The organism is Natronosalvus amylolyticus (assembly GCF_024298845.1).
GTDB classification, from domain to species: domain Archaea; phylum Halobacteriota; class Halobacteria; order Halobacteriales; family Natrialbaceae; genus Natronosalvus; species Natronosalvus amylolyticus.
In genome coordinates this window covers 644,160-664,668 of record NZ_CP101156.1, presented here as the reverse complement: position 1 = coordinate 664,668, position 20,509 = coordinate 644,160, and the positions used below count along the sequence as shown (strand labels likewise).

Sequence of the window (20,509 nt, the reverse complement as noted above, 5' to 3'; positions counted from 1 at the left end):
AGGTCGACGACGATATCCTCGAAGACGATCGATTACGCGAACAACCCAACAGTACACCGGTTTTCTCCGGTTCTCTGTTCTTTATGAGCGTCGAAACCACACCGTATAGATAGGTTTCAGTATGTCTCCAATGGACGCAATCGAAGTCGGCTCCTACGGTGATAGCGACGTGCTCGAGGTCGTCGAACGCGATATTCCAGAGCCCGGACCTGGGGAAGTGCGTATCGAGGTCGAGGCGGCGGGAATCAACTTTGCAGACATAATGCAGCGTCGGGGACTGTACCCCGGTGGACCAGAACCAGCCTACGTGCCAGGCATGGAGGCCGCCGGAACCGTTCACGCGACGGGTGATGGTGTCGGATTGAGCGAAGGCGACCGAGTCGTCGGAATGCTCAACGGGGGCGGCTACGCCGAGTACGTGACGGCAAACGCACAGATGCTCTTGCCCATCCCCGACGGGATGAGTTTCGAGGAAGCCGCCGGCTTCCCCGTTCAGTTTCTGACGGCCCACTCCTGTCTGTTCGAGTGGGGCGGCCTCGAGGAAGGCGAATCCGTCCTCATCCAGGCCGCTGCCGGTGGCGTTGGCACGGCTGCGGTCCAGTTGGCCTCGAGAGCGGGCGCGACAGTGTTTGGGACGGCCAGCACGGAGCAGAAACTCGAGCTTGCGGCAGACCTCGGCTGCGATCACCCGATCCAGTACACGGAGACGGACTTCCGTGACGTCGTAGACGCCGAAACGGATGGCGTGGGTGTCGACCTGGTTCTCGAGAGCGTGGGCGACGACGTGTTCGATCACAGCCTCGATGCACTCGCCCACTTCGGTCGACTCGTCACCTACGGGGTTGCCAGCGGCGTCCCCGCGAGTGCACAGAACCAGCGATTGTTGTTCGAGAACAAATCCGTAATCGGATTCCATCTCGGTCAAGCCTCGCGCCACGATCCAAACCGGATCATGAAGGCGATTCCAGACCTGACACAGGGGCTCAGCGACGGCGAACTCGAGGTCATCGTCGGCGAAACCTTCGCCCTCGAGGAGGCGGCCGAGGCGCACCAGTTCATCGAGGACCGAAAGAGTACGGGGAAAGTCGTCCTCGTCCCGTAGAGGATTCGAGCCGGTGCGTTCCGGTTACACCTCGAAATCGACTCCAAACTCGAGGTCCTGTGCGACGAGATCTGCTTCGTCCAGCGGTGCACCCCCTTCGAATTCGAACGTGGCTTCGACGGTATCTCCCTCGAGAACCTCTGGGAGCCAGTATCTGTCATCGTCCCACATCTGGTCGTAGGGAACGTCTTCGAACGGGACCCACTCGGGGTACGCCTCGGGTGTCGTTTGCGGTGTTCCGGCGTACTCCCACGTGCGAAACACGTGGGTCTCGATGTGATCCTCGCCGTCGAGCGTGAACGTCAGGTGCCCCGCTTTTTCTACACTCTCGAGTGGGACCTCGAGTCCGACTTCCTCTTTAACTTCTCGCACGGCGCACTCGCGAGGCGTCTCGCCGTTCTCGAGTTTACCGCCGGGACCGTTGTACCACCCTTCACCCAGGCCACGACGCTTTTCGATCAACAGGACCTGTTCGTCCTCGAGGACGAAACAGAGCGTGGATTCGATCATACTCCTGCCTTCGGGTGAGTTGAGAAAACTGGTTTGGTCTCTGGTTGGGTCCCGTGGGCGCCTACTGTTCTTTCGCAAGTGCTTTGATTACGAACACCAACATGATCAAGCTACAGAGGATCATCGCCCCCTGGGCCGCGATTGCGACGGGTGCATCGACACTCCCACCCGTTGCGAGCTCGAGCATGTCCGGTACACCTCGAAGACTGCCCGCTATCGCGAGTGCGGAGAGGCCACCAAGGGCGTAGAGTGCTGGTTTCACGCCAACGGTTTTGTCACCCAGAGCACCGATGGCGACAAACACGGCGCCAAAGAAGGCGGGGATGAGCGCAGTTATACTGGCGAAATCAGTTATCACGTACGCGAGGATACCGAGCAGGACCAGAACACCGCCAATCGCCATCCCGACCGTCAGTGCTTGTTTCGTGGAATCGCTCATAACAGATACTGAGCGTGTGGGCCACAAAAAACGATTGGTGCACGACTCGAATCAATCGGTCCAGACTCGACTCTCGAGTCCGGGGTGTCGGTACAACTGCTGGTGAACGACTAGGGGTCGGGCTCGTGGAATTCTCGCTGATACATAGTGCGAGCGCATACCCGCGTCTTCAGGCGCGGGAGGATGTCAATGCTTTAGGCCTCGGCCTCGGCTTCGGCTGCCGGTTCCGTCTCGAAGCGGTCGAACATACGGTCGAGGCCGAGTGCCAGCGCGACCGACAACGCGCTACCGGCGAGGGCGAAACTCGAGATAACGACGAAGAAAGCGGTCACGCTCAACTCCCCGAGGACGAAGCCACCGATGGCGATGCTGGCGGCACCGAGTCCGAACTCGCCGAGGTAGGTGTAGCCGTAAGAGAGCCCGCGCGTATCAGGCGGGGTGTAGACGGCGACTGCGTTCTGATAGAACGGTTGAATCGCAAATAGGAAAAATCCCAGTACAGCACAGAGGATGAGCAGCGGACCCAGTCCGAGATTGGAGACGGGAACGAACGCTAACGCGAGTACGGCAAGGATGGCGAACATGCCAGCCAGTCCACGGGCAGCCGGGATCGTATCGGTCAGTTTCCCGCCAGCGTACTGTCCACCCATACCGACGACGAGCAAGCCGACGTAAATGTAGAACTCTGGCTCGATATCGTAGGCCTCGAGGGCGTCCGGAACGACCAGTCCCTCGATAGCAGGTAGCCCGTGCATGATCTCGGGAAGGTAGGTGAGCACACCACGGTAGAACAGGCCTTCGAAGGTGACGATGACGAACACGATGGCGAAGGCGCTGGCGAAGAGAGCCCGGGAATTCGTGACGAGATCCGAGAGCGAGAGCGCCTCGTCAGGACCGGCGTCGACATCGTCTGCGACCGCTGCGGTCGAATCGAACTGGGCCGCCAATCCGTATACGACGGCCAGTATGCCGGGAATCGCGAGCAAGGCGGCGACGACGGGCCACTCGAGGAAAATCAACAGCGTCGCGGCGACGAAGGGACCGAGCGCGATGCCGACGTTGCCGGCGATGCCGTGCCAGGCGAAGACAGTGCCCCGCTCTTCGACGCCCGTACTGATCAGGGCGAGACCGGCGGGATGGTAGATACTGGCGGCGATTCCCCACAGAAGCAACCCGACGGCGATGGCGTAAATCGACTCGAGCAGGGAAGCGGCGGCAAGCACCCCGAAAGCGAGGCTCATCCCGGCGAGACAGAGGACGATGAGTCGTTTCGGCCCGTATCGGTCGGCAAGGATGCCGCCCGGAAGGGCGCCGAGACCGAACGGGGCATAGCCGAGCGCAACGATGAGGCCGATCAGAACGACCGAGACGTCGAACTCGGCCAACCAGACGACCAGAAAGATGGGGATTGCGGTTTCGAACCAGTGAACCAGCGCGTGCCCGGCCATCGTGAAGCCGGCAATCGATCGATCGTTCGAATTGAGTGACATACGGGCGTGTATTCTATCCCAACGGCTGGCGCCAGACTACTTAGCGGTGTGGAAATCGGCATCGTCACTCGGGTTAGCTGAAAGAGAGGGCGCTAAGCCCCCTTCCTCAAGGAGCGAACGGTAGAGAGGGAGTAGGGAGGGGATACAGCGCCCGTACGGTTCACAGACACGCCAATCCGCATTATTAATACACCGCACTTCGTACGGATTGACACGTCGTATGATGTACAGTCCCCGCTACCGCTTGCTCCCCACCACGGAGCAACGCGAAGCGATGGACTGGCAACGAAACACCGTGCGACAACTGTACAACCACGCTCTCAACGAGTTTGCCCAGATACCCGAAGACGCGGGCACGCTCCGCCAGCGTGTCTGGATGGTCAGAGACACGCTCCCCGCGATGAAAGAATGGTGGACAGACCTGAAACAGGTCTACTCCACTGTTCTCCAGAAGGCTGTTGAGCGTATCCGCGACAACATCCAGAACCTCGGAAAGCTCAAAGCCAAAGGATACGACGTGGGGTCGTTGAACTGGAAGAAACCGCGAGAGTACAGGAGTTTCACGTACCGACAATCAGGCTTCGAACTCGACAAGAAGAGTGGCCCGACTGGTCGCGGACTCCTCACACTCAAGAAACTCAAGGGAGAAACCCGCGAGATTCCAATCCGTCTCCATCGTGACCTTCCAGACCACGAGCAAATCAAAGAAGTCACGCTCAAGAAAGAACCCACGGGGGCGTGGTACGTCTCATTCTGTATCAAGACCAAAGAACCCGAGAAACCGGATGCTGAAGGCATCGACGCCGAGAATACTGTGGGACTCGACCTCGGCGTACTTCACTTCATTCACGACTCTGACGGACGTTCGATAGGACGACTTGACCTCTCGGCTGACCGAGAACGGCTCGAACGCGAGCAACGCTCGCTCTCCCGCAAGGAGTACGAGTCCAACAACTGGGAGAGACAACGGCGTCGCGTTGCGGAGATCCACGCGCGAATGTCGAACATGAAACGCGATTACAAACACAAGCTCGCACACTTCTACACCACTGAGTACGATGCCGTGATCGTCGAGAACCTCAACGTCAAGGGGATGCTCGAATCTCAGGAGAATGCGCGGAACAAGGCCGAAGTTGGCTGGCGAGACTTTATCACCATCCTCGAACACCACGGCGACAAGAACGGATGTCACGTCGTGTCCGTTAATCCTCGTGGGACGACTAAGGAATGCGCGTCGTGCGGCATGGAGACGCGGAAACCGTTGTGGGTTCGTGAACATTCGTGCCCGACGTGTGGGTTCGAACTCGATAGGGATTGGAATGCGGCTCTGAACGTCCTCTCACGAGGACTCTCGAAACTAGGAGTGGTTCACTCCGAAGAAACGTCTGTGGAGACTGCGACCGCTGTGTCTACTGACGGTGGCGAGTATTCGTCCATCGTTGTAGATGCAAGTCGCGTCACAGAAGCAGGAAGCCCCGCCCTCAAGGAAGCAACGCGAAGCGTTGCTGAGTAGGGCGGGGTAGTTCACTCTGTTGAGATGATTGTGGCCGCCGCTCAGTACCTCCCAACCGTCGACCCATGCGTGAAACCGGACAACAGCAAACGGTTTCACGCACCCGTGCAGGTTTGGGAGGCCACTCAGTTCCACAGCAGAATAGCTGGGAATGCCGGTCATCAAATACAAAAACGGGGTTTACTCGTCCTCGAGGTCGCCCTCGTTGACGCCGACGGCTTTCGAGACGTCGACGTCTTCGGGTTCGTCCTGACCGCCAACGATCAACTCGCCGTCGGGACCTTCGACGTACGCGTCGTCGGCGAAGCCGCCTTCTGCGTGTGGGTGGACGGGATTCTCGAGTTTCTCGGGCGTCGAGGGTGCAAACGGCAGGCCGCCGTCCGGTTTGAACTCACCGAGGGGTTCGGCGATGGTGATTCCCCAGGTGTCGAAAAAGTCATGATAGCGATCGTAGTGCGCCTCGAGTTCGTCGGCTGGGAACTCCATCATTTCGGTCCAGCCGTGGTTGTAGAAGTCGAAGTTCGCCTGAATGTGGGTGATCTCACGCGCTTCGGCCTCTGAGTACCCCGCCCGGAGTGCCTCGAGGTAGGTGTCCATCGTCGCTTCGAACAGCCCATCGAGGTGGTCTTTTCGTTCTTCGGCGTGTTCCGGATCGGCCTTTTTCGAGAAAACCGACGTATGGAGGCGGACGAGTCCGGACACGGCAACTGATCGGATAACTGGCGTCTCGAGGGCTTTTCTCGAGGCGAAATGGCGTGCGTTTTGGCGGAGCTTCATATGCCCACTATGTATCGAACACTATTGAGCGATGTGGAGTGGGAAAGCCAGGAATTTGACTCGTTTGAGACGAAAGCCGGTCACGAGGAATCAGTATACATAAAGCGTAATTCACGTCGCCTTTGGTTAGGTAATCATAGTAAAATACACAAATAATGAAAGTAAGTGTGCGCCGCCCGGACCAGAGCAGACATTAGGAGGACAACCCGACCAGGCAGGTATCCGTCTCTCGATCCCTTTGTGCGGTATAAAGTGGCAATATGTACACGAAATCAGTACTCGAAACGATGAATCAGATAGCAACCCACTTTAACCCCCATTGCAAAGATTCCGGGTATGACCGAGTACGTCATCATCGGGGACGGTATCTCTGGCAGCTCGGCTGCAGAGACACTTCGGGAGGAGGACCCGGAGTCTTCGATAACCGTCATTACCGATGAGGGTGAGCCACTGTACAATCGCATTCTGATCAAAGAACACGCAAAGGGCAAACTGCCGGAGGCGCCGATCTCGATCCACGACGAGGAGTGGTACGAAGAGCGCGATATCGAGCTTTCATTGAACACTCACGTCGTGACCGTCGATACGGACGAACACATCGTTCGGACCCACGAAAAAGACGACATCCCCTACGACAAACTCCTGATCGCGACGGGTGGGACGCCGACGCAGTTGCCCGTCGAGAACAGTGACGCCGAGGGCATTCACCACTTCTGGACGTTCCAGGATGCCCGCAAAATCCGCGAGAGCGCCGAAGCAGCCGATGACGCCGTTATCGTCGGTGCCGGACTGCTCGGCATCGATTTCGCTGCCGTCTGTGGCTCCCAGGACGTCGACGGCAAATACATCATGCGCGGTGACCGCTGGTGGCGCTATGCACTCTCTGCCGACGGTGCCGAAATTATGCACGAAGGGATGCGTGACGTCGGCGTCGAACCGGTTTTCGACAGCGGCGTCAGCGAGTTCGAAGTCGACGACGAAGGCCACGTCGAGGCGGCTATCGACGCCAACGGAGAGCACTATCCGTGTGACTTTGCCGGCGTCGCTATCGGGTTGACGTTCAACACAGAGTTCCTTCGGGATACCGACATCGAACAGGACAACGGCATCGTCGTCGACGAGTTCATGCAAACGAACGTCGAGGACGTGTACGCAGCCGGCGATCTCACCCGGTTTTACGACGTTCTGGTTGGTGACCAGGCCCAGAACGGATCGTGGGGCTCGGCCAAAGAACAGGGTCGTGTCGCGGGCACCAACATGGCTGCAGACGACGAAGCGGAAGCCTTCGAATGGGTCTCCTCGTACTCGATCACACACTTTGACTTCCCATTCCTCTCGTTTGGTCACCCGACCATCGGTGACGACCACGCAGAACGGCGGTACTCCGATACCGAGTGGCGGCGTATCGCGTTCAAAGACGGCAAAGTGGTCGGCGGCGTCCTCATCGGTGACCTGTCTGCCCAGAGTAAACTCAAGCAACTGATGCGCGAGCAACGCGTCGTCGCCGATCAGGCGGACGTCCTCCTCGAGAAACAGGTCGATCTCGACAATCTCGCGCCGACCCAGGGACAGTAACGCTCTTTTCTCTTCGTTCGTGTCACCGGCCGAGAGGCGAACATTTATGCATCGCCAGAACCATTGCTAACAATGAACATGGCTACGAGTGACACGAATCACGATCAGGGATCAGTTCGTCTCCATCAGACGAATGCGGGAACTCCCACACCGCGCGTTCGTCACATCGACCAGCTCCCGGACGAGACGCTGACGACCGTTCTGGCCCTCCTCGAGGGGAAATCGATGATCGACCCGGGTGATCACGACCTTATCGAGGGAGAAACCATCGTGTACACCGAGTATTACACCGTCGCTGGTTTATAAGACACAATCACGCGTGCGAGTGGTGGCCACAAATACGCGTTCGAGTGGTGTATCGAAGCGGTTTTGCCGGGTGAGCGACACCGCTCGAGTATGAACGGCGGCAGCGATATGACACTCGCGTTCGAACTCGAGGCCCTGAAAGCACTCGCTTCCCCCGAAGCGGTGTTCGACGATGCACGTGGCTGGAGCAAATACGTCGGCGTCGTTTCCGAGGAACCGACGTACGTCGTCACGAACTTCACGCGAAAGAATCGGGTTCGACAGGATTTCTTCTCGGGACCGCGGGGCAAAGCCGAAAGCCTCGAGAGCGTCAAAGGCCAGTTCGACACCGAGCGCCACGTATTCGTGGGCGTCGACGAAGACGACGAAGCGCTGGCGGATGAAGTCGACTGGGAATTCTTGCACGTCGAAGATGCGGCCGAAGCCGCCGAGTGGACCCTCACGGAGGAGTCAAGCGCAGGGGAGAGAGCAGACGAAGACGTCCGAGACGACTGGCCATAGGGATGGCACCGCTATCGGTTCTCGAAGCGATTGACGACGGCTTTTCGCGACTCAGCACCCGCGAGGCCCTGGTCGGTCTCGGCGCACTGTTTGCAGTGCAGTTACTCATGCTCGTCGGACTCCAGAGCCAGCTTGCAGCCCAGCGAGAGCTCCTCGAGGAAACCGAACTGCCACTGGGTGAGGAAGTCGCTCCGGAGGTGTTACCGATGGCGCTCGACATTCCGCTCGGATTGTCGATGGTGCTCTGGCTGGTGATGCTCGTCGGTGGGGTTACCGTCTCGATGGTGTTCTTCCGTGTGCTGGCAGAGTCACCCTCCATGGACGGCCGTGAAGATGGCAGTACGGATGGTCGAAAACAAGGACCCAACGATGGTCACGAAGGCGGTGAACCCACCTCGAGTGAGGAGCCACGTCCAGCTGAGCAAGCACACCAGCCGGCTGATTCGACCGCATCCTCGTCGACATCCAGCGAAGTCCTTTCAGACTGGGATTCACCAGCACCGAACGACTGGGAAACCCAATCTAAGGCTGCCAACCCATTTGAGGAACGAGCGTCGAAGCCGTTGGCAGAGCAGGACGGTAGCCTGACGTGGAACGCGTCGATCGGTCGAACCACACTGGTAGGTGTCGGTGCTGCGATCGTCGGTGCCTTCATCGTGGGTGTTGGGCTCGCACTTTTCATCCTTCCCGGGCTCTTCCTGGCGACGGCGTTCGCGTTCACCCACCCCTATCTGGCGACCGAACGTATCGGAGTCCTCGAAGCGATGAAACGGAGCTTCGAGACGACGCGTGAATCCTGGCTCCGAACGTTCGCACTGGTGGCAGCCATCGTCCTGAGTTACGTCACCATCAGCTCCGTGGGCGCGATGTTCGTCCTCGCTCTCGAGGCCTATCCTGTTGTGGGTGAACTGATCAACGTCGCCTTCGGCGCACTCGCGTGGGGCTACGCGCTGGCATTGCTCTCGAGCGGCTTCGATCAGGTTCGTCGATACCGAGCGACGCAGGCGGAGAAGTGGGACGGTATCGACGACGAGTTGCTCCCGTGAATTGCCTCGGGCTCGAGTGGCTCGAGACGCGGAGCGTCTCGTTTCAAGCGAAACCATCGGTTTCGCGGACATCGTGAATCTTTGCTTCGCTCAGTCACGGAAGATCCTCCGAACGGTCCCGAGGCACTCGCCTTGTTCCCCTGTAGATCGGCTGTGTTGTCCACTCCGTTGTCGTGCAGTCGTCGGGCTTATGAGGAACGCGGCCAAAATCACCCTAATGGCCGAACCCCGCGTCCCAGGTGGCGATACCACCCGTCTCGAGTTGCCCTGTGGAGAGACGCTCGACCCACACGATATCGACCTGGGGATGCGCGAGTACAGTTGCACCTGTGGCGAACGACACGCCGTGGTGACAGACGTCCATCCACCGTCTCGATTCGTCCCGGAGTCCCTCGTTTCGATCTTGCGAGAGACCGTCGAGACAGCAGACGACTTCGACGAGTTCGGCACGCCACACATCATGGGCATCGTCATGGAAGAATTCCCCGACGACGTCGTCGTTCACGACGCTGCAGAAGATGGGGCAGTCGGCTACACCTTGTTGTGGGTCACCGACTTTCGAGCCCGACGAGTACACGTCATCATCGTCGAGTTGCTCGTCGAGTTGATGGAGCATGCGGTGAGCCACGCCGAAGACGACACCACGACTTCGGAGTTCGAACAACAGATGCGGGAGTTCGACGTCGAGGCATTCGTCGACCAGTATCGCGACATGCGTGATTTCTCAGACGAGTTCGACACCCCGGTCTAGAATCGGGGAGTTCGATAGGTCGTATCCGTCAACCGTCGATATCCTTCCTCAACAGCCGTGCTCTGAGGGGCCGTCTCTCGAGCCGACCTCCTCAAGTCGGGAATGATCGGTAACGATATACACCACAACGGGGGAGATCAGTCGTCACCGGCTCGTCGATCCGAGTGACGCCCTTCGACGTCGATATCGAACCGGGCACCGCCGGCGTCGCTGTTCGCAATCGAAATCGACCAGTCGTGTGCGTCGACGACTTCAGAAACGATGGCGAGCCCAAAGCCGGTTCCTTCTGGATGGGTCGTATAGCCGGACTCGAGGACCTTTTCGCGTTCGTTTTCGGGAATGCCGGGTCCATCGTCAGCCACGTAAAACCCATCGGAGGTGGGACCGACAGTAACCGTGACCGCCTCGCCGCCGTGTTCGATACTGTTTCGGAACAGGTTTTCGAACAGGACGAGCAGCCGGTTTCTATCGGCCTGTATCGTTGGTAACGAGTCATCGATCGACACGGCAAGGTCCGGATCGACCGTCCGCGCGGCTTCGGTTGTCACCGATTTCAGATCGACCGCTTCGGTCTCGGACAACTCCTTTCCGCTTCTGGCCAGCGCGAGCACGTCGTCGATCAGGTCGTTCATCCGACCGAGCGCCCAGTCGACTTCCTCGAGGTGTCCTTCGATGGGGTCGTCGGCCGCCTCGAGGGCTAGCTCGAGGTGTCCCGTGGCGAGCGTTATCGGGTTCCTGAGATCGTGTGAGACCGTTCCGGCGAACGATTCGAGGCGGTTGTTCTGTCGCTCAAGTTCGGCCCGACGAGCCTCGAGTTCGCCTTCGCGTTCGGCTCGCTCCATTGCGGCTTCGATGTTTGCGGCGAGAATATTTGCGAGGGCCAGTGATTCACGGTCGAAGTCGTTGCGTTCGGTGGACGCCACGACGAGGACACCATACTCTCCGAGTGGCAAGTGTGCCTCGCTCTTGACCGAGGTCTCCGGGTTGCGTACGCCGTCACGGAATCGAACGTCGCCGTGAGCCATCGGTTCACCTGCTTCGAAGGCGTCCCAGGCGAGCCCTTCGTTCCGATTGATGACCGGTGGCTCACCGAGCACGTCGCTTACGTGTTCTGAGACGGCAACCGGAACGAGCGCGTCACGTTCTTCGTCGTACCAGTGAACGCCGTTTATTTTGTAATCGAGTACTTCGGTCGCGATCGAACAGCCAACGTGGGCCACTTCTTCGGCGTCCGCTGCAGCCATCAATTGTCGCGTTCCATCGTGAAGGGCACGGATACGGCGTTCGCGTCGTTTTCTGTCGCCGATATCCCGAAACACGCCCACACTGCCAACCATCTCACCATCGTCGGTGATCGGGGCGACGTTCGCCTCGACGACCCGGGGTTCGCTGTCAGCGGTCATGAACTCGAGCTCGAAGGTTCCCCATTCTTGCTCGTCGTCTGTCAGAATCTCGGAGAGGGTTTTGATCGCTTCTTCGACAGACTCCTCCGGCAAGAACTGTGAGACGTGCTGTCCGACCACGTCTCGCCGACTGACGCCGAGTGCATCCACCATAGCATCGTTCACGACATCGATGGTCCCCTCGGGACCGAGAATATACATCGGGTCACCAACCGTTTCGACGAGCGTATGATACTGTTCGAGCTCACGCTCCCGTTGTTTTCGTTCGGTAATGTCAGTATATATGGCGTACTCGTGGATGGTGTCCTCGAGTTCGATTGCAAACCCGTGGCCGAGGAATTCTCGAGGCCCGTTTGCCGTGAGCCTCGTTACTTCTCGAGTGATGAGCGAATCGAGACCTGCAGTTTCGTAGATATCGACGGGGTCGTCGTCGTCCGGAACGATCATCGAATCGAGTGAGTTACCGAGTAAGGCCTCTCGGTCGAAGCCGAACATGGATTCGAACGCCGGGTTGACATCGACGATGGTATTATTGCCAACCTCTCCGGTAAATACCACGCCGTCGGGTACGTTCTCGAATAGTGCGGCGAAACGGTCTCGCTCACGGCGAACCGCTCGTTCGGATCGAATCCGCGAGATGGCGGCGGAGACGTGGGCGGCGAGCAGTTCGGCGAGCGTCATATCGCGCTCGCTAAACGCCCCCGGCGTAGAGGAGACTGCCTGTAAGACGCCGATGGTGCCAACTGGAATGCTGATGCCGGCCCGAATGGTGTCGTCTATCGGTTTCGCTTCCTCGCCGTGGTCGTGTTCGATGTTATTGGCGATGGAAGACTCGTGGTGTTGATACGTCCGACCGACCACGCCTTCGTCGAGTCCATAGGGTTCGGACTCCTCGGCAATGTCGCCGGAGACTGCAGACGGCCACAACAGCCCGTCTCGTTCGATGTACAGGGCACTTGCATCACTCTCGAGGACGTGCACCATGGCGTCGACTGCCAGTTGATACGCCCCCTCTTCGGTGTTGCAGGTTTCGAATTCGATGGCGACGTCGTGCATCGCGTCGACGTCTCGAAATCGGTCTTCTGCGTACTGATCGAGAACCGTCGAAACTTTTGCAGAGAGGGTCTCGAGTCGGCTTCCCGATTCCGTACCGTCGAGTGTAGTTGTTGACGGAACGTAGGCACTAACCCCCGCCTCGATTGCCTCACTCGCCAGTGTTTCACTTCCCTCGAGTGGGGCAAAAATGATCGGTAACTGTGGGAAGCGACGGCGGACGGCTCGAACGAGCGAGAGACCATCACCATCGGAGGATTTCTCTGTCGTTATCAGGCACTCGAATTCGTGTTCCTCGAGAATAGACAGCACCGTATTCACATCGGTCGCGGCTTCGACGACGACATCGAGGTCGGCTTCCAGCCGTTCACCCGTCTCAACGGCGCGGTTCGTCTCAGTGTCGACGTAGACGAGGCTGGTCGTTTCACGGGATACCCTGCATCGGTCATCGACACTGACCATTTAGCTGTCCATATCTTATTGGGAAGTGGTATAAGATATTCGGCCATCGACACTCTCTGTGAAGCGTCCCACGGATCGACCGTCTCTGTGAAGCGTCCTACGGTCATGCCCTATTGGACGCGTCACGCATGTCTCCGGTGTACTCGCGCCCGATATACGAATTTCGAAACTCCATTTCGAGATTCGCACTATTTCGTGGTGCTTATTACGATGTGCACACTTCGGAAGGACAACGACCAATGAGTACGGAGACCCAAACGGAGGCAGACGGGCGCACCATCCTGTTGATCGGCAGTGGACCGATCCAGATCGGACAGGCCGCAGAGTTCGATTACTCGGGAGCACAGGCGTGTCGTGCACTGCAAGAAGAAGGCGCACGCGTCGTGCTGGTCAACTCGAATCCGGCGACGATCATGACCGATCCCGAGATGGCCGACCGCGTCTACATCGAACCGATTACCACCGAGGCGATTGCCGAAATTATCCGGAAGGAACGTCCGGACGGGGTTATCGCCGGTCTCGGCGGCCAGACCGGGCTCAACGTGACCGCCGAACTCGCTGAGGAAGGGGTCCTCGAGGAGTACGACGTCGACATTATGGGCACGCCGTTGGACACCATTTACGCGACTGAGGACCGCGACCTGTTCAGACAGCGGATGGAGAAAATCGGCCAGCCGGTGCCGCGCTCGACGACGATTTCGCTCGAGGAAGGCGAATCCGTGATCGAGTTGAGCGAAGACGACCTCAAAGAGCGGGTTGAAGCCGCCGTCGACGAGGTCGGCGGCCTGCCGGTTATCGCCCGAACGACCTACACGCTGGGTGGCTCCGGTTCGGGCGTCGTCGAGGAGATGGACGAACTCCTCGTCCGCGTGCGCAAAGGACTCCGTCTCTCGCGAAACAACGAAGTGCTCATTACCGAATCCATCGCCGGCTGGGTCGAACTCGAGTACGAGGTCATGCGCGACGCCGACGACTCGTGTATCATCATCTGCAATATGGAGAACATCGACCCGATGGGCATCCACACCGGGGAGTCGACGGTCGTCACGCCCTCACAGGTTATCCCTGACGACGGTCACCAGGAGATGCGCACCGCTGCACTCGACGTCATCCGTGAACTCGGCATCCAGGGCGGCTGTAACATCCAGTTCGCCTGGCACGACGATGGCACGCCAGGGGGTGAATACCGCGTCGTCGAGGTCAACCCTCGGGTCTCCCGTTCGTCGGCGCTGGCCTCGAAAGCGACCGGCTACCCCATCGCCCGCGTGACCGCGAAGGTCGCGCTCGGCAAGCGACTCCACGAAATCGAAAACGAGATCACCGGTCAGACGACAGCCGCCTTCGAGCCGGCTATCGACTACGTCGTCACCAAGGTTCCACGCTGGCCCAAGGACAAGTTCGAAGACGTCGACTTCGAACTCGGTACTGCGATGAAATCGACCGGCGAGGCGATGGCCATCGGTCGAACCTTCGAAGAATCCATGCTGAAAGCGCTGCGCTCGAGCGAGTACGACCCGAGCGTCGACTGGGCCGATGTCCCCGACGACGAACTCGAGGCCGACTACCTCGAGACGCCCACTCCGGACCGCCCGTACGCCATCTTCGAGGCGTTCGAACGCGGCTACACCGTCGACGACATCTGTGCGCTTACCGGTATCTACGAGTGGTACGTGGAGCGTTTCGAAAAGATAGCCGATGCGGCAGTCGCCGCTGCCGACGGGAATTTCGAGGAAGCCGCGGAACTCGGCTACACCAACCAGCAGGTAGCCGCTCAGGCCGGCGCTGACGTGGGTGCGGTCGAATCGGTCGCTCCCGAGCGGACGTTCAAACAGGTCGACACCTGTGCCGGCGAGTTCGCCGCCTCGACACCGTATTATTACTCCGCTCGAGACGCCCTCGAGTCAGGTCCCTCGCCAATCGCCCACGATGAAGTGCAGGTCGACACCGACGTCGAAAGCGTCGTCGTCGTCGGTGGCGGCCCGATCCGTATCGGTCAGGGTGTCGAATTCGACTACTGTGCCGTCCACGCCGTCCGCGCGCTGCGCGAGATGGGCATCGACGCCCACGTTGTGAACAACAATCCCGAAACCGTCTCGACGGATTACGACACCTCCGACGGCCTCTTCTTCGAGCCGATCACTGCCGAAGAGGTTGCCGACGTGGTCGAAGCTACCGGGGCCGACGGTGTCATGGTCCAGTTCGGCGGCCAGACCTCCGTGGACATCGGGGAACCCCTCGAGGACGAACTCGAGCGCCGTGGCCTCGCGTGTACGGTCATGGGAACGAGCGTCGAGGCGATGGACCTCGCCGAGGACCGCGACCGCTTCAACCAGTTGATGGACGAACTCGGTATCGCCCAGCCCGAAGGCGGGGCTGCCTACAGCCGCGAGGAAGCGTTCGACCTCGCACACGACCTGGGATACCCCGTGCTCGTTCGCCCGTCGTACGTCCTCGGTGGTCGCGCCATGCGCGTGGTCTACGACGACGACGAACTCGAGACCTACATCGAGGAAGCCGTCCGCGTCAGCCCGGACAAACCAATCCTGGTCGACCAGTTCCTCGAAGGTGCAGTCGAACTGGACGTCGACGCCGTCTCCGACGGAGAGGACGTCCTCATCGGCGGTATTATGGAACACGTCGAGAGCGCCGGCGTCCACTCCGGCGACTCGGCCTGTATGATTCCGCCCCGTTCGCTCGATGCTGACGCACTGGCCCGCGTTCGCGAGGTTACCGAAGACATCGCGACGGCCCTCGAGACCGTCGGCTTGCTGAACGTCCAGCTGGCAGTGACAGGACTCGAGGACGGCGACGTCGAGGTGTACGTGCTCGAGGCCAATCCGCGCTCCTCGCGTACCGTCCCATTCGTCTCGAAGGCGACGGGCGTCCCGATCGCCAAACTGGCAGCGAAGGTCATGGCCGGTGAGTCGCTTGCCGACCTCGGTGTCGAAGAACAGATTCCAGAGCACACCTCGATCAAGGAGGTCGTCCTGCCGTTCGACCGCTTGCCGGGCAGTGACCCACGGCTTGGCCCAGAGATGAAATCGACCGGCGAAGTGATGGGGACGGCCAGCACGTTCGGCATCGCCTACTGGAAAGGACAGCAGGCGGCGTACAACGACGTCACCGGCGGCACGGCCGTCATCGACCTCGACGTCGACGGCTTCGAGGAGTTCTTCGATATCGCCGAGTTCGACGATGTCCCCGCCGCTATCAGGAAAGGCGAGGTCGATTTCGTCGTCAGCCACGACCGCGACACCCTCGAGATGGCCGTCGAAGAGGACATTCCGTACCTGTCGACGGAAGCTAGTGCCCGCGCGTACCTGGAGGGTCTGCAGGCGTACGTCGGGGACGGAACGAGCAGTGCCGATTTCGAGGTCGCCGCCGTGAGCGACCGCCCACACCGCGTGGCTGAGTGGGGTCAGTAAGGACGCTCGTCACCGTCCAACTGTCGACCCTTGCGTGAAACCGGACGCCCGGGATCGTTTTCACAACATCGGTGCAGATGTGGGAAGTCTCTACCGAGATAACAAAAAATACGCTTATTGTATCGAGTACCGTTACTGAATCTGTTAACTATGGTGTCGATAGTAATATGACACAGACACATGGACGTGTCGACTCAGGTTCGACACCCTAAAGCGGCCCGCCTCAGAGAATCCAGTATGGAGTACCACGAGGCGGCGGAGTTCCTCTTCTCACTTCGTCGATTTCGGCCCAGTCCCGGCACCGAATCGACCCGGGCGTTTCTCGAGTCCCTCGAGAATCCCCACGAGGACGTCTCGTTCGTGCAAGTCGCCGGCTCGAACGGAAAAGGGAGCACCGCCCGGATGCTCGAGTCGACGTTACGAGAACACGGACTGACCGTCGGCCTGTTCACCTCACCACATCTCGAGGACCTGCGGGAGCGAATTCGTGTCGACGGACGCAAGATTTCGAAAGCCGCCGTGCGGGAGTTCGTCGACACCACACACGAGTACGTGACCCGACAGGCCGCAGACGGCCAGTCACCAACCTTCTTCGAGGCGATTACCACGCTCGCGCTCTGGCAATTCGGCCGTGCCGACGTCGACGTGGCCGTTCTCGAGGTGGGTATCGGCGGTCGCTACGATGCGACCAGCGTCGTCGACCCAGTCGCCAGCGCCGTCACGAGCGTGAGCCTCGAGCACACGAGCGTCATCGGCGACACCGTCGAGGAAATCGCGGCGGACAAAGCGCAGGTCGCCTCGACCGAGAACCCGCTGGTTACCGGGACGACGGGGGCCGCCCTCGAGACGATTCGGGCGGAAGTCGGTGATATCGTCACCGTTGGGAAAGCGAATCGAGAGGGCGAGCGTCCCGACGTCGGCGTTACGTACCACGGGCCGACCAATCACGCAGAAGCCGCCGTTTCACTCGCCGGGCCTGAGTGGTCGGTCGAGACGCGCATTCCCGTGATCGGTGCCCACCAGGCCGAAAACGCTGGGATCGCGGCGACGCTCGCGGGACAGGTCACTGACGTCTCCCAGCGTGACCTCGAGCGCGGATTGCGAAACGCTCACTGGCCCGGCCGCTTCGAAGTGATGAACACCGCACCGTTGACCGTTCTCGACGGGGCGCACAACCCGGGGGCCTGTGAACGGCTCGCAGAAACCCTCGAGTCGTTCGAGTACGACGACCTCCATCTCGTGTTCGGTGCGATGCACGATAAGGACCACCGCGAGATGGTCGACGCGCTGCCGACGCCGAGTGGTGCAATCGTCTGTGAACCCGAACTCGACCGTGCGGCAGACGGCAACGTCCTCGCGACCGTGCTCGAGGATTCGGGCGTCGAAACCGTCCGCTCGATTCCGTCGGTGAGCGGTGCCGTTGCACACGCACTCGAGCGAGCAGGGCCGGACGATTGTGTGCTCGTAACCGGGTCGCTGTTCGCCGTGGCCGAAGCCCGACGTCACTGGACCAGAACGGCGACGCCCCACGATATCGAAACGCTGGAGGATGAACGAGCAATCCTCGAGCGAACCAACGTAGACGGGAGCAGAGCCACACGAGTAGCCGGGAGCGGCGTCCACCGAGTCATCACCATCGGGCTCCCCGCTCGGCAGGCAGCCATCGTCGAGCGCGAACTGGTTCGCCTTGGCGGTAACGGAATCACCTCGAGCGTTCGCGTCACCGACGAACCCGTCGAAACGGTGTTGATGGGCACGCTCGCGCAGTTCGATAGTCTCGTCGACCGCCTCACCGCCCGTGACGACGGGCTGGTCGAAGTCGGGACCCATCTTCGAGACACGCTCGACCTCGAGCGAGCCGACACCGAACCACGGTATCCCTGGCAAGCCGGCCCCTGTGTGATGGGGATTTTGAACGTCACGCCCGATAGCTTCCACGACGGTGGCGAGTACGAGCGCCTGGAGGATGCACTCGAGCGAGCCAGCGCGATGGTCGACGCCGGCGCAACGATCATCGACGTTGGCGGCGAGTCGACACGACCCGGCGCGGACCCCGTTTCCACCCAAGACGAAATCGACCGCGTCGTCCCGGTAATCGAGCGGTTGAGCGCTGGCGATCTCGAGGCACTGGTCTCGGTCGATACCCGGAAAGCCGCGGTCGCCGAGGCGGCACTCGAGGCCGGCGCCGACATCATCAACGACGTCACCGGACTGGGTGACCCGGAAATGCGGTTCGTGGCTGCCGATCACGACGTCCCCATCGTGCTCATGCACAGCATCGACGCGCCGGTCGTGCCCGACCGCGATATCGAGTACGACGACGTCGTCGACGACGTGATCGATCAGCTGACCGAACGCGTCCTGCTGGCGGAGAAGGCTGGGCTGGATCGCGAACAGATCGTTATCGATCCAGGTCTCGGGTTCGGCAAGACTGCACCAGAGAGTTTCGAACTACTCGGGCGACTCCAGGAACTGCAGGCGCTCGGCTGTCCACTGCTAGTCGGTCACTCACACAAATCGATGTTCGCCCACGTGGACCGCGAGCACGGCCATCGCCTCGAGCCCACGATTGCGGCGACGGCCCTGGCAGTCGACCGCGGAGCCGACATCGTTCGCGTCCACGACGTCGACGAAAACGTCGCCGCACTCGAGACCGCTCGAGCGCTCCGAAACGCGAAATAATCGAGAGAGGCCTTGTTGAAATCCTCAATCAGTGATAGGTTTCAGCAACTGTGCTGACTATACAGCGCGAATGTCGCACATCATCTGGCCCGATTTGCGAAAGGTAGTGGCCGGTCAGTACAGGGTATATAGATACCAGACGTCGATAGGTAAACTGACTTTTTGAGCTTAGCGAACGAATTTAAGTTGTGAGTGAAATAAATCGAGTCGTCGTGCTGCACCCATTCTCTGTATGCAGCAGGCTTCTCTTATCAGGTAGTGAGAGTGTAAATCACTTCTTGTGGCCTGAGAGCTACGGGACTCTCTTCGTTCCGAGGGTACGGTAGTCATTCCGAATTGTGGGTCAAAGCGTTCACTGCCAGCCGAGAACTACAGCAGTCCGTTCGATTCCTGTAGTTCCTCGTATAACTCGAGGTACCGGTCGATCACCTTCGACCGACCCAGATGAGCATACGAGTCGTCGATAGTCAGGTGGTCGAGGCCCCCCGCCTCCAAAATGGCGTCGGCGAGTTCCTGTTCGCTGGTCGTTCGAAAACCGCGTTCACGTCCTTCGACGAGTTCGTGGGCCGCAGAGTCGGTGTGGTACTCGACGATGCCGATACAGCCAGCACCGAGCGCCCAGGCCAGTTCCGTCGGGTACACGCATTCGGTTGCCGTCTGGACGAAGACGTGTGCGCTTCGGTAGGCCGCGATTCGCTCCTCGAGCGTGATGTCGCCGACGAACGTCACCCGGTCGTCGATACGCAGGTCTCGCGTCAACGATTCGTAATTTTCCCGGTGTGGACCATCACCCAGTATCGAGGCGTTCCAGTTTCGGTCTCTGAGTTCGGCCAGGCCGAGTAACAGGCTCTCGAGGTTCGCGCCCTCGTCCAGGCGTCGGGCGTAGACGACGTCGACGTTCGCTCCAGGCGGGGTGTCGCTGATTCGCTCGAGGTCGATGGGGTTCGGCAGGATCGCGACCTGTCCGTTCGTCGCGCCGCGTTCGCGCACCCAGGTGCCGACCATTCGTGACGGAGCGATCACACGGTCGGGTTTGGTAATCGCACCGTCGTACCATCGTCCGGTCGGAATTCCGACGGTCGTCGGTTCGTCTGGAGGGTCGATTTCGCCGTACCACTCAGTCAGCAACGGGGCTCGAGCGAGCGAAGCGCCCCAGCTTGCGGCGTGTACCTGGCCCGGTGGCTCACTGGCCGTGTGAACGATGTCGGGGCCAATCGACCAGAGGGTGAACGGTAATCGAAGCATGAAGGTGCGACCGGACTCGAGGCTGTCGGCGACACCGTGATAGACGATACCGTCTTTTTCGAACGTGTCGAGATTCGAATCCCAGAAGGCAACACAGCAGACGTGGACCTCGTGACCTCGCTCGTGAAGCAACTCCAGTACCGTCTGCAGGCGACGGTTCGTCTCGTTGTCGCGGTGAAAAACCGTTTCGTAAGAGACGAACGCCAGACGCATATGACCGAGGGGACGC

General features: G+C 60.0%; 15 protein-coding genes. 9 read left to right on the top strand and 6 right to left on the bottom strand.

What is annotated here, in order from left to right:
* The first annotated feature begins 130 nt into the window (after positions 1-130).
* The gene (locus tag NLK60_RS03135) at positions 131-1,102 is read left to right on the top strand and encodes a quinone oxidoreductase family protein (protein WP_254810415.1); all 972 of its coding nucleotides are present in this window, start codon (positions 131-133) and stop codon (positions 1,100-1,102) included.
* 24 nt (positions 1,103-1,126) lie between these two features.
* On the opposite strand, the gene NLK60_RS03130 is transcribed toward NLK60_RS03135, so the two are convergent.
* The 3 genes from NLK60_RS03130 to NLK60_RS03120 form a co-directional block, all read right to left on the bottom strand.
* Entirely contained in the window at positions 1,127-1,612 is a 486-nt protein-coding gene (locus NLK60_RS03130) for an 8-oxo-dGTP diphosphatase (protein ID WP_254809442.1), read from the bottom strand.
* A gap of 61 nt (positions 1,613-1,673) precedes the next feature.
* A complete protein-coding gene (locus NLK60_RS03125) occupies positions 1,674-2,051 on the bottom strand; it encodes a hypothetical protein (protein ID WP_254809441.1) in 378 nt (125 codons plus the stop codon).
* A gap of 194 nt (positions 2,052-2,245) precedes the next feature.
* Positions 2,246-3,541, bottom strand: a complete 1,296-nt coding sequence (locus tag NLK60_RS03120; protein WP_254809440.1) for an MFS transporter — start codon at positions 3,539-3,541, stop codon at positions 2,246-2,248.
* A 220-nt stretch (positions 3,542-3,761) separates the two neighbouring features.
* On the opposite strand from NLK60_RS03120, the gene NLK60_RS03115 reads away from it, so the two are divergent.
* Complete coding sequence (locus tag NLK60_RS03115; protein WP_254809439.1) at positions 3,762-5,054, top strand: RNA-guided endonuclease InsQ/TnpB family protein; 1,293 nt, start codon at positions 3,762-3,764, stop codon at positions 5,052-5,054.
* Between the two features lie 180 nt (positions 5,055-5,234).
* Here NLK60_RS03115 and NLK60_RS03110 read toward each other — a convergent pair whose 3' ends face one another.
* Positions 5,235-5,831, bottom strand: coding sequence for a DUF6149 family protein (locus tag NLK60_RS03110; RefSeq protein WP_254809438.1), 597 nt, complete (start codon positions 5,829-5,831; stop codon positions 5,235-5,237).
* Positions 5,832-6,167: 336 nt separating this feature from the next.
* Here NLK60_RS03110 and NLK60_RS03105 point away from each other — a divergent pair, with 336 nt between their 5' ends.
* The 5 genes from NLK60_RS03105 to NLK60_RS03085 all read left to right on the top strand — a co-directional run bounded on the left by NLK60_RS03105 (position 6,168) and on the right by NLK60_RS03085 (position 10,010).
* Positions 6,168-7,406, top strand: coding sequence for an NAD(P)/FAD-dependent oxidoreductase (locus tag NLK60_RS03105; RefSeq protein WP_254809437.1), 1,239 nt, complete (start codon positions 6,168-6,170; stop codon positions 7,404-7,406).
* Between the two features lie 78 nt (positions 7,407-7,484).
* Complete coding sequence (locus tag NLK60_RS03100; RefSeq protein ID WP_254809436.1) at positions 7,485-7,712, top strand: hypothetical protein; 228 nt, start codon at positions 7,485-7,487, stop codon at positions 7,710-7,712.
* Between the two features lie 90 nt (positions 7,713-7,802).
* Complete coding sequence (locus NLK60_RS03095; protein ID WP_254809435.1) at positions 7,803-8,213, top strand: DUF7124 domain-containing protein; 411 nt, start codon at positions 7,803-7,805, stop codon at positions 8,211-8,213.
* Between the two features lie 2 nt (positions 8,214-8,215).
* Positions 8,216-9,259, top strand: coding sequence for a DUF7847 domain-containing protein (locus NLK60_RS03090; protein WP_254809434.1), 1,044 nt, complete (start codon positions 8,216-8,218; stop codon positions 9,257-9,259).
* A 217-nt stretch (positions 9,260-9,476) separates the two neighbouring features.
* The gene (locus NLK60_RS03085; protein ID WP_254809433.1) at positions 9,477-10,010 is read left to right on the top strand and encodes a DUF5815 family protein; all 534 of its coding nucleotides are present in this window, start codon (positions 9,477-9,479) and stop codon (positions 10,008-10,010) included.
* Positions 10,011-10,147: 137 nt separating this feature from the next.
* Here the strand turns inward: NLK60_RS03085 and NLK60_RS03080 are convergent, their stop codons facing one another.
* Positions 10,148-12,928, bottom strand: a complete 2,781-nt coding sequence (locus NLK60_RS03080) for a PAS domain S-box protein (protein WP_254809432.1) — start codon at positions 12,926-12,928, stop codon at positions 10,148-10,150.
* Positions 12,929-13,167: 239 nt separating this feature from the next.
* On the opposite strand from NLK60_RS03080, the gene carB reads away from it, so the two are divergent.
* Both carB and folP read left to right on the top strand, forming a co-directional pair.
* The gene (gene carB, locus NLK60_RS03075; RefSeq protein ID WP_254809431.1) at positions 13,168-16,353 is read left to right on the top strand and encodes a carbamoyl-phosphate synthase large subunit; all 3,186 of its coding nucleotides are present in this window, start codon (positions 13,168-13,170) and stop codon (positions 16,351-16,353) included.
* A 237-nt stretch (positions 16,354-16,590) separates the two neighbouring features.
* A complete protein-coding gene (gene folP / locus NLK60_RS03070) occupies positions 16,591-19,035 on the top strand; it encodes a dihydropteroate synthase (protein WP_254809430.1) in 2,445 nt (814 codons plus the stop codon).
* A 369-nt stretch (positions 19,036-19,404) separates the two neighbouring features.
* On the opposite strand, the gene NLK60_RS03065 is transcribed toward folP, so the two are convergent.
* Positions 19,405-20,493: a glycosyltransferase family 4 protein gene (locus NLK60_RS03065; RefSeq protein ID WP_254809429.1), complete on the bottom strand. Its 1,089-nt coding sequence runs from the start codon at positions 20,491-20,493 to the stop codon at positions 19,405-19,407.
* Positions 20,494-20,509 lie beyond the last annotated feature (16 nt).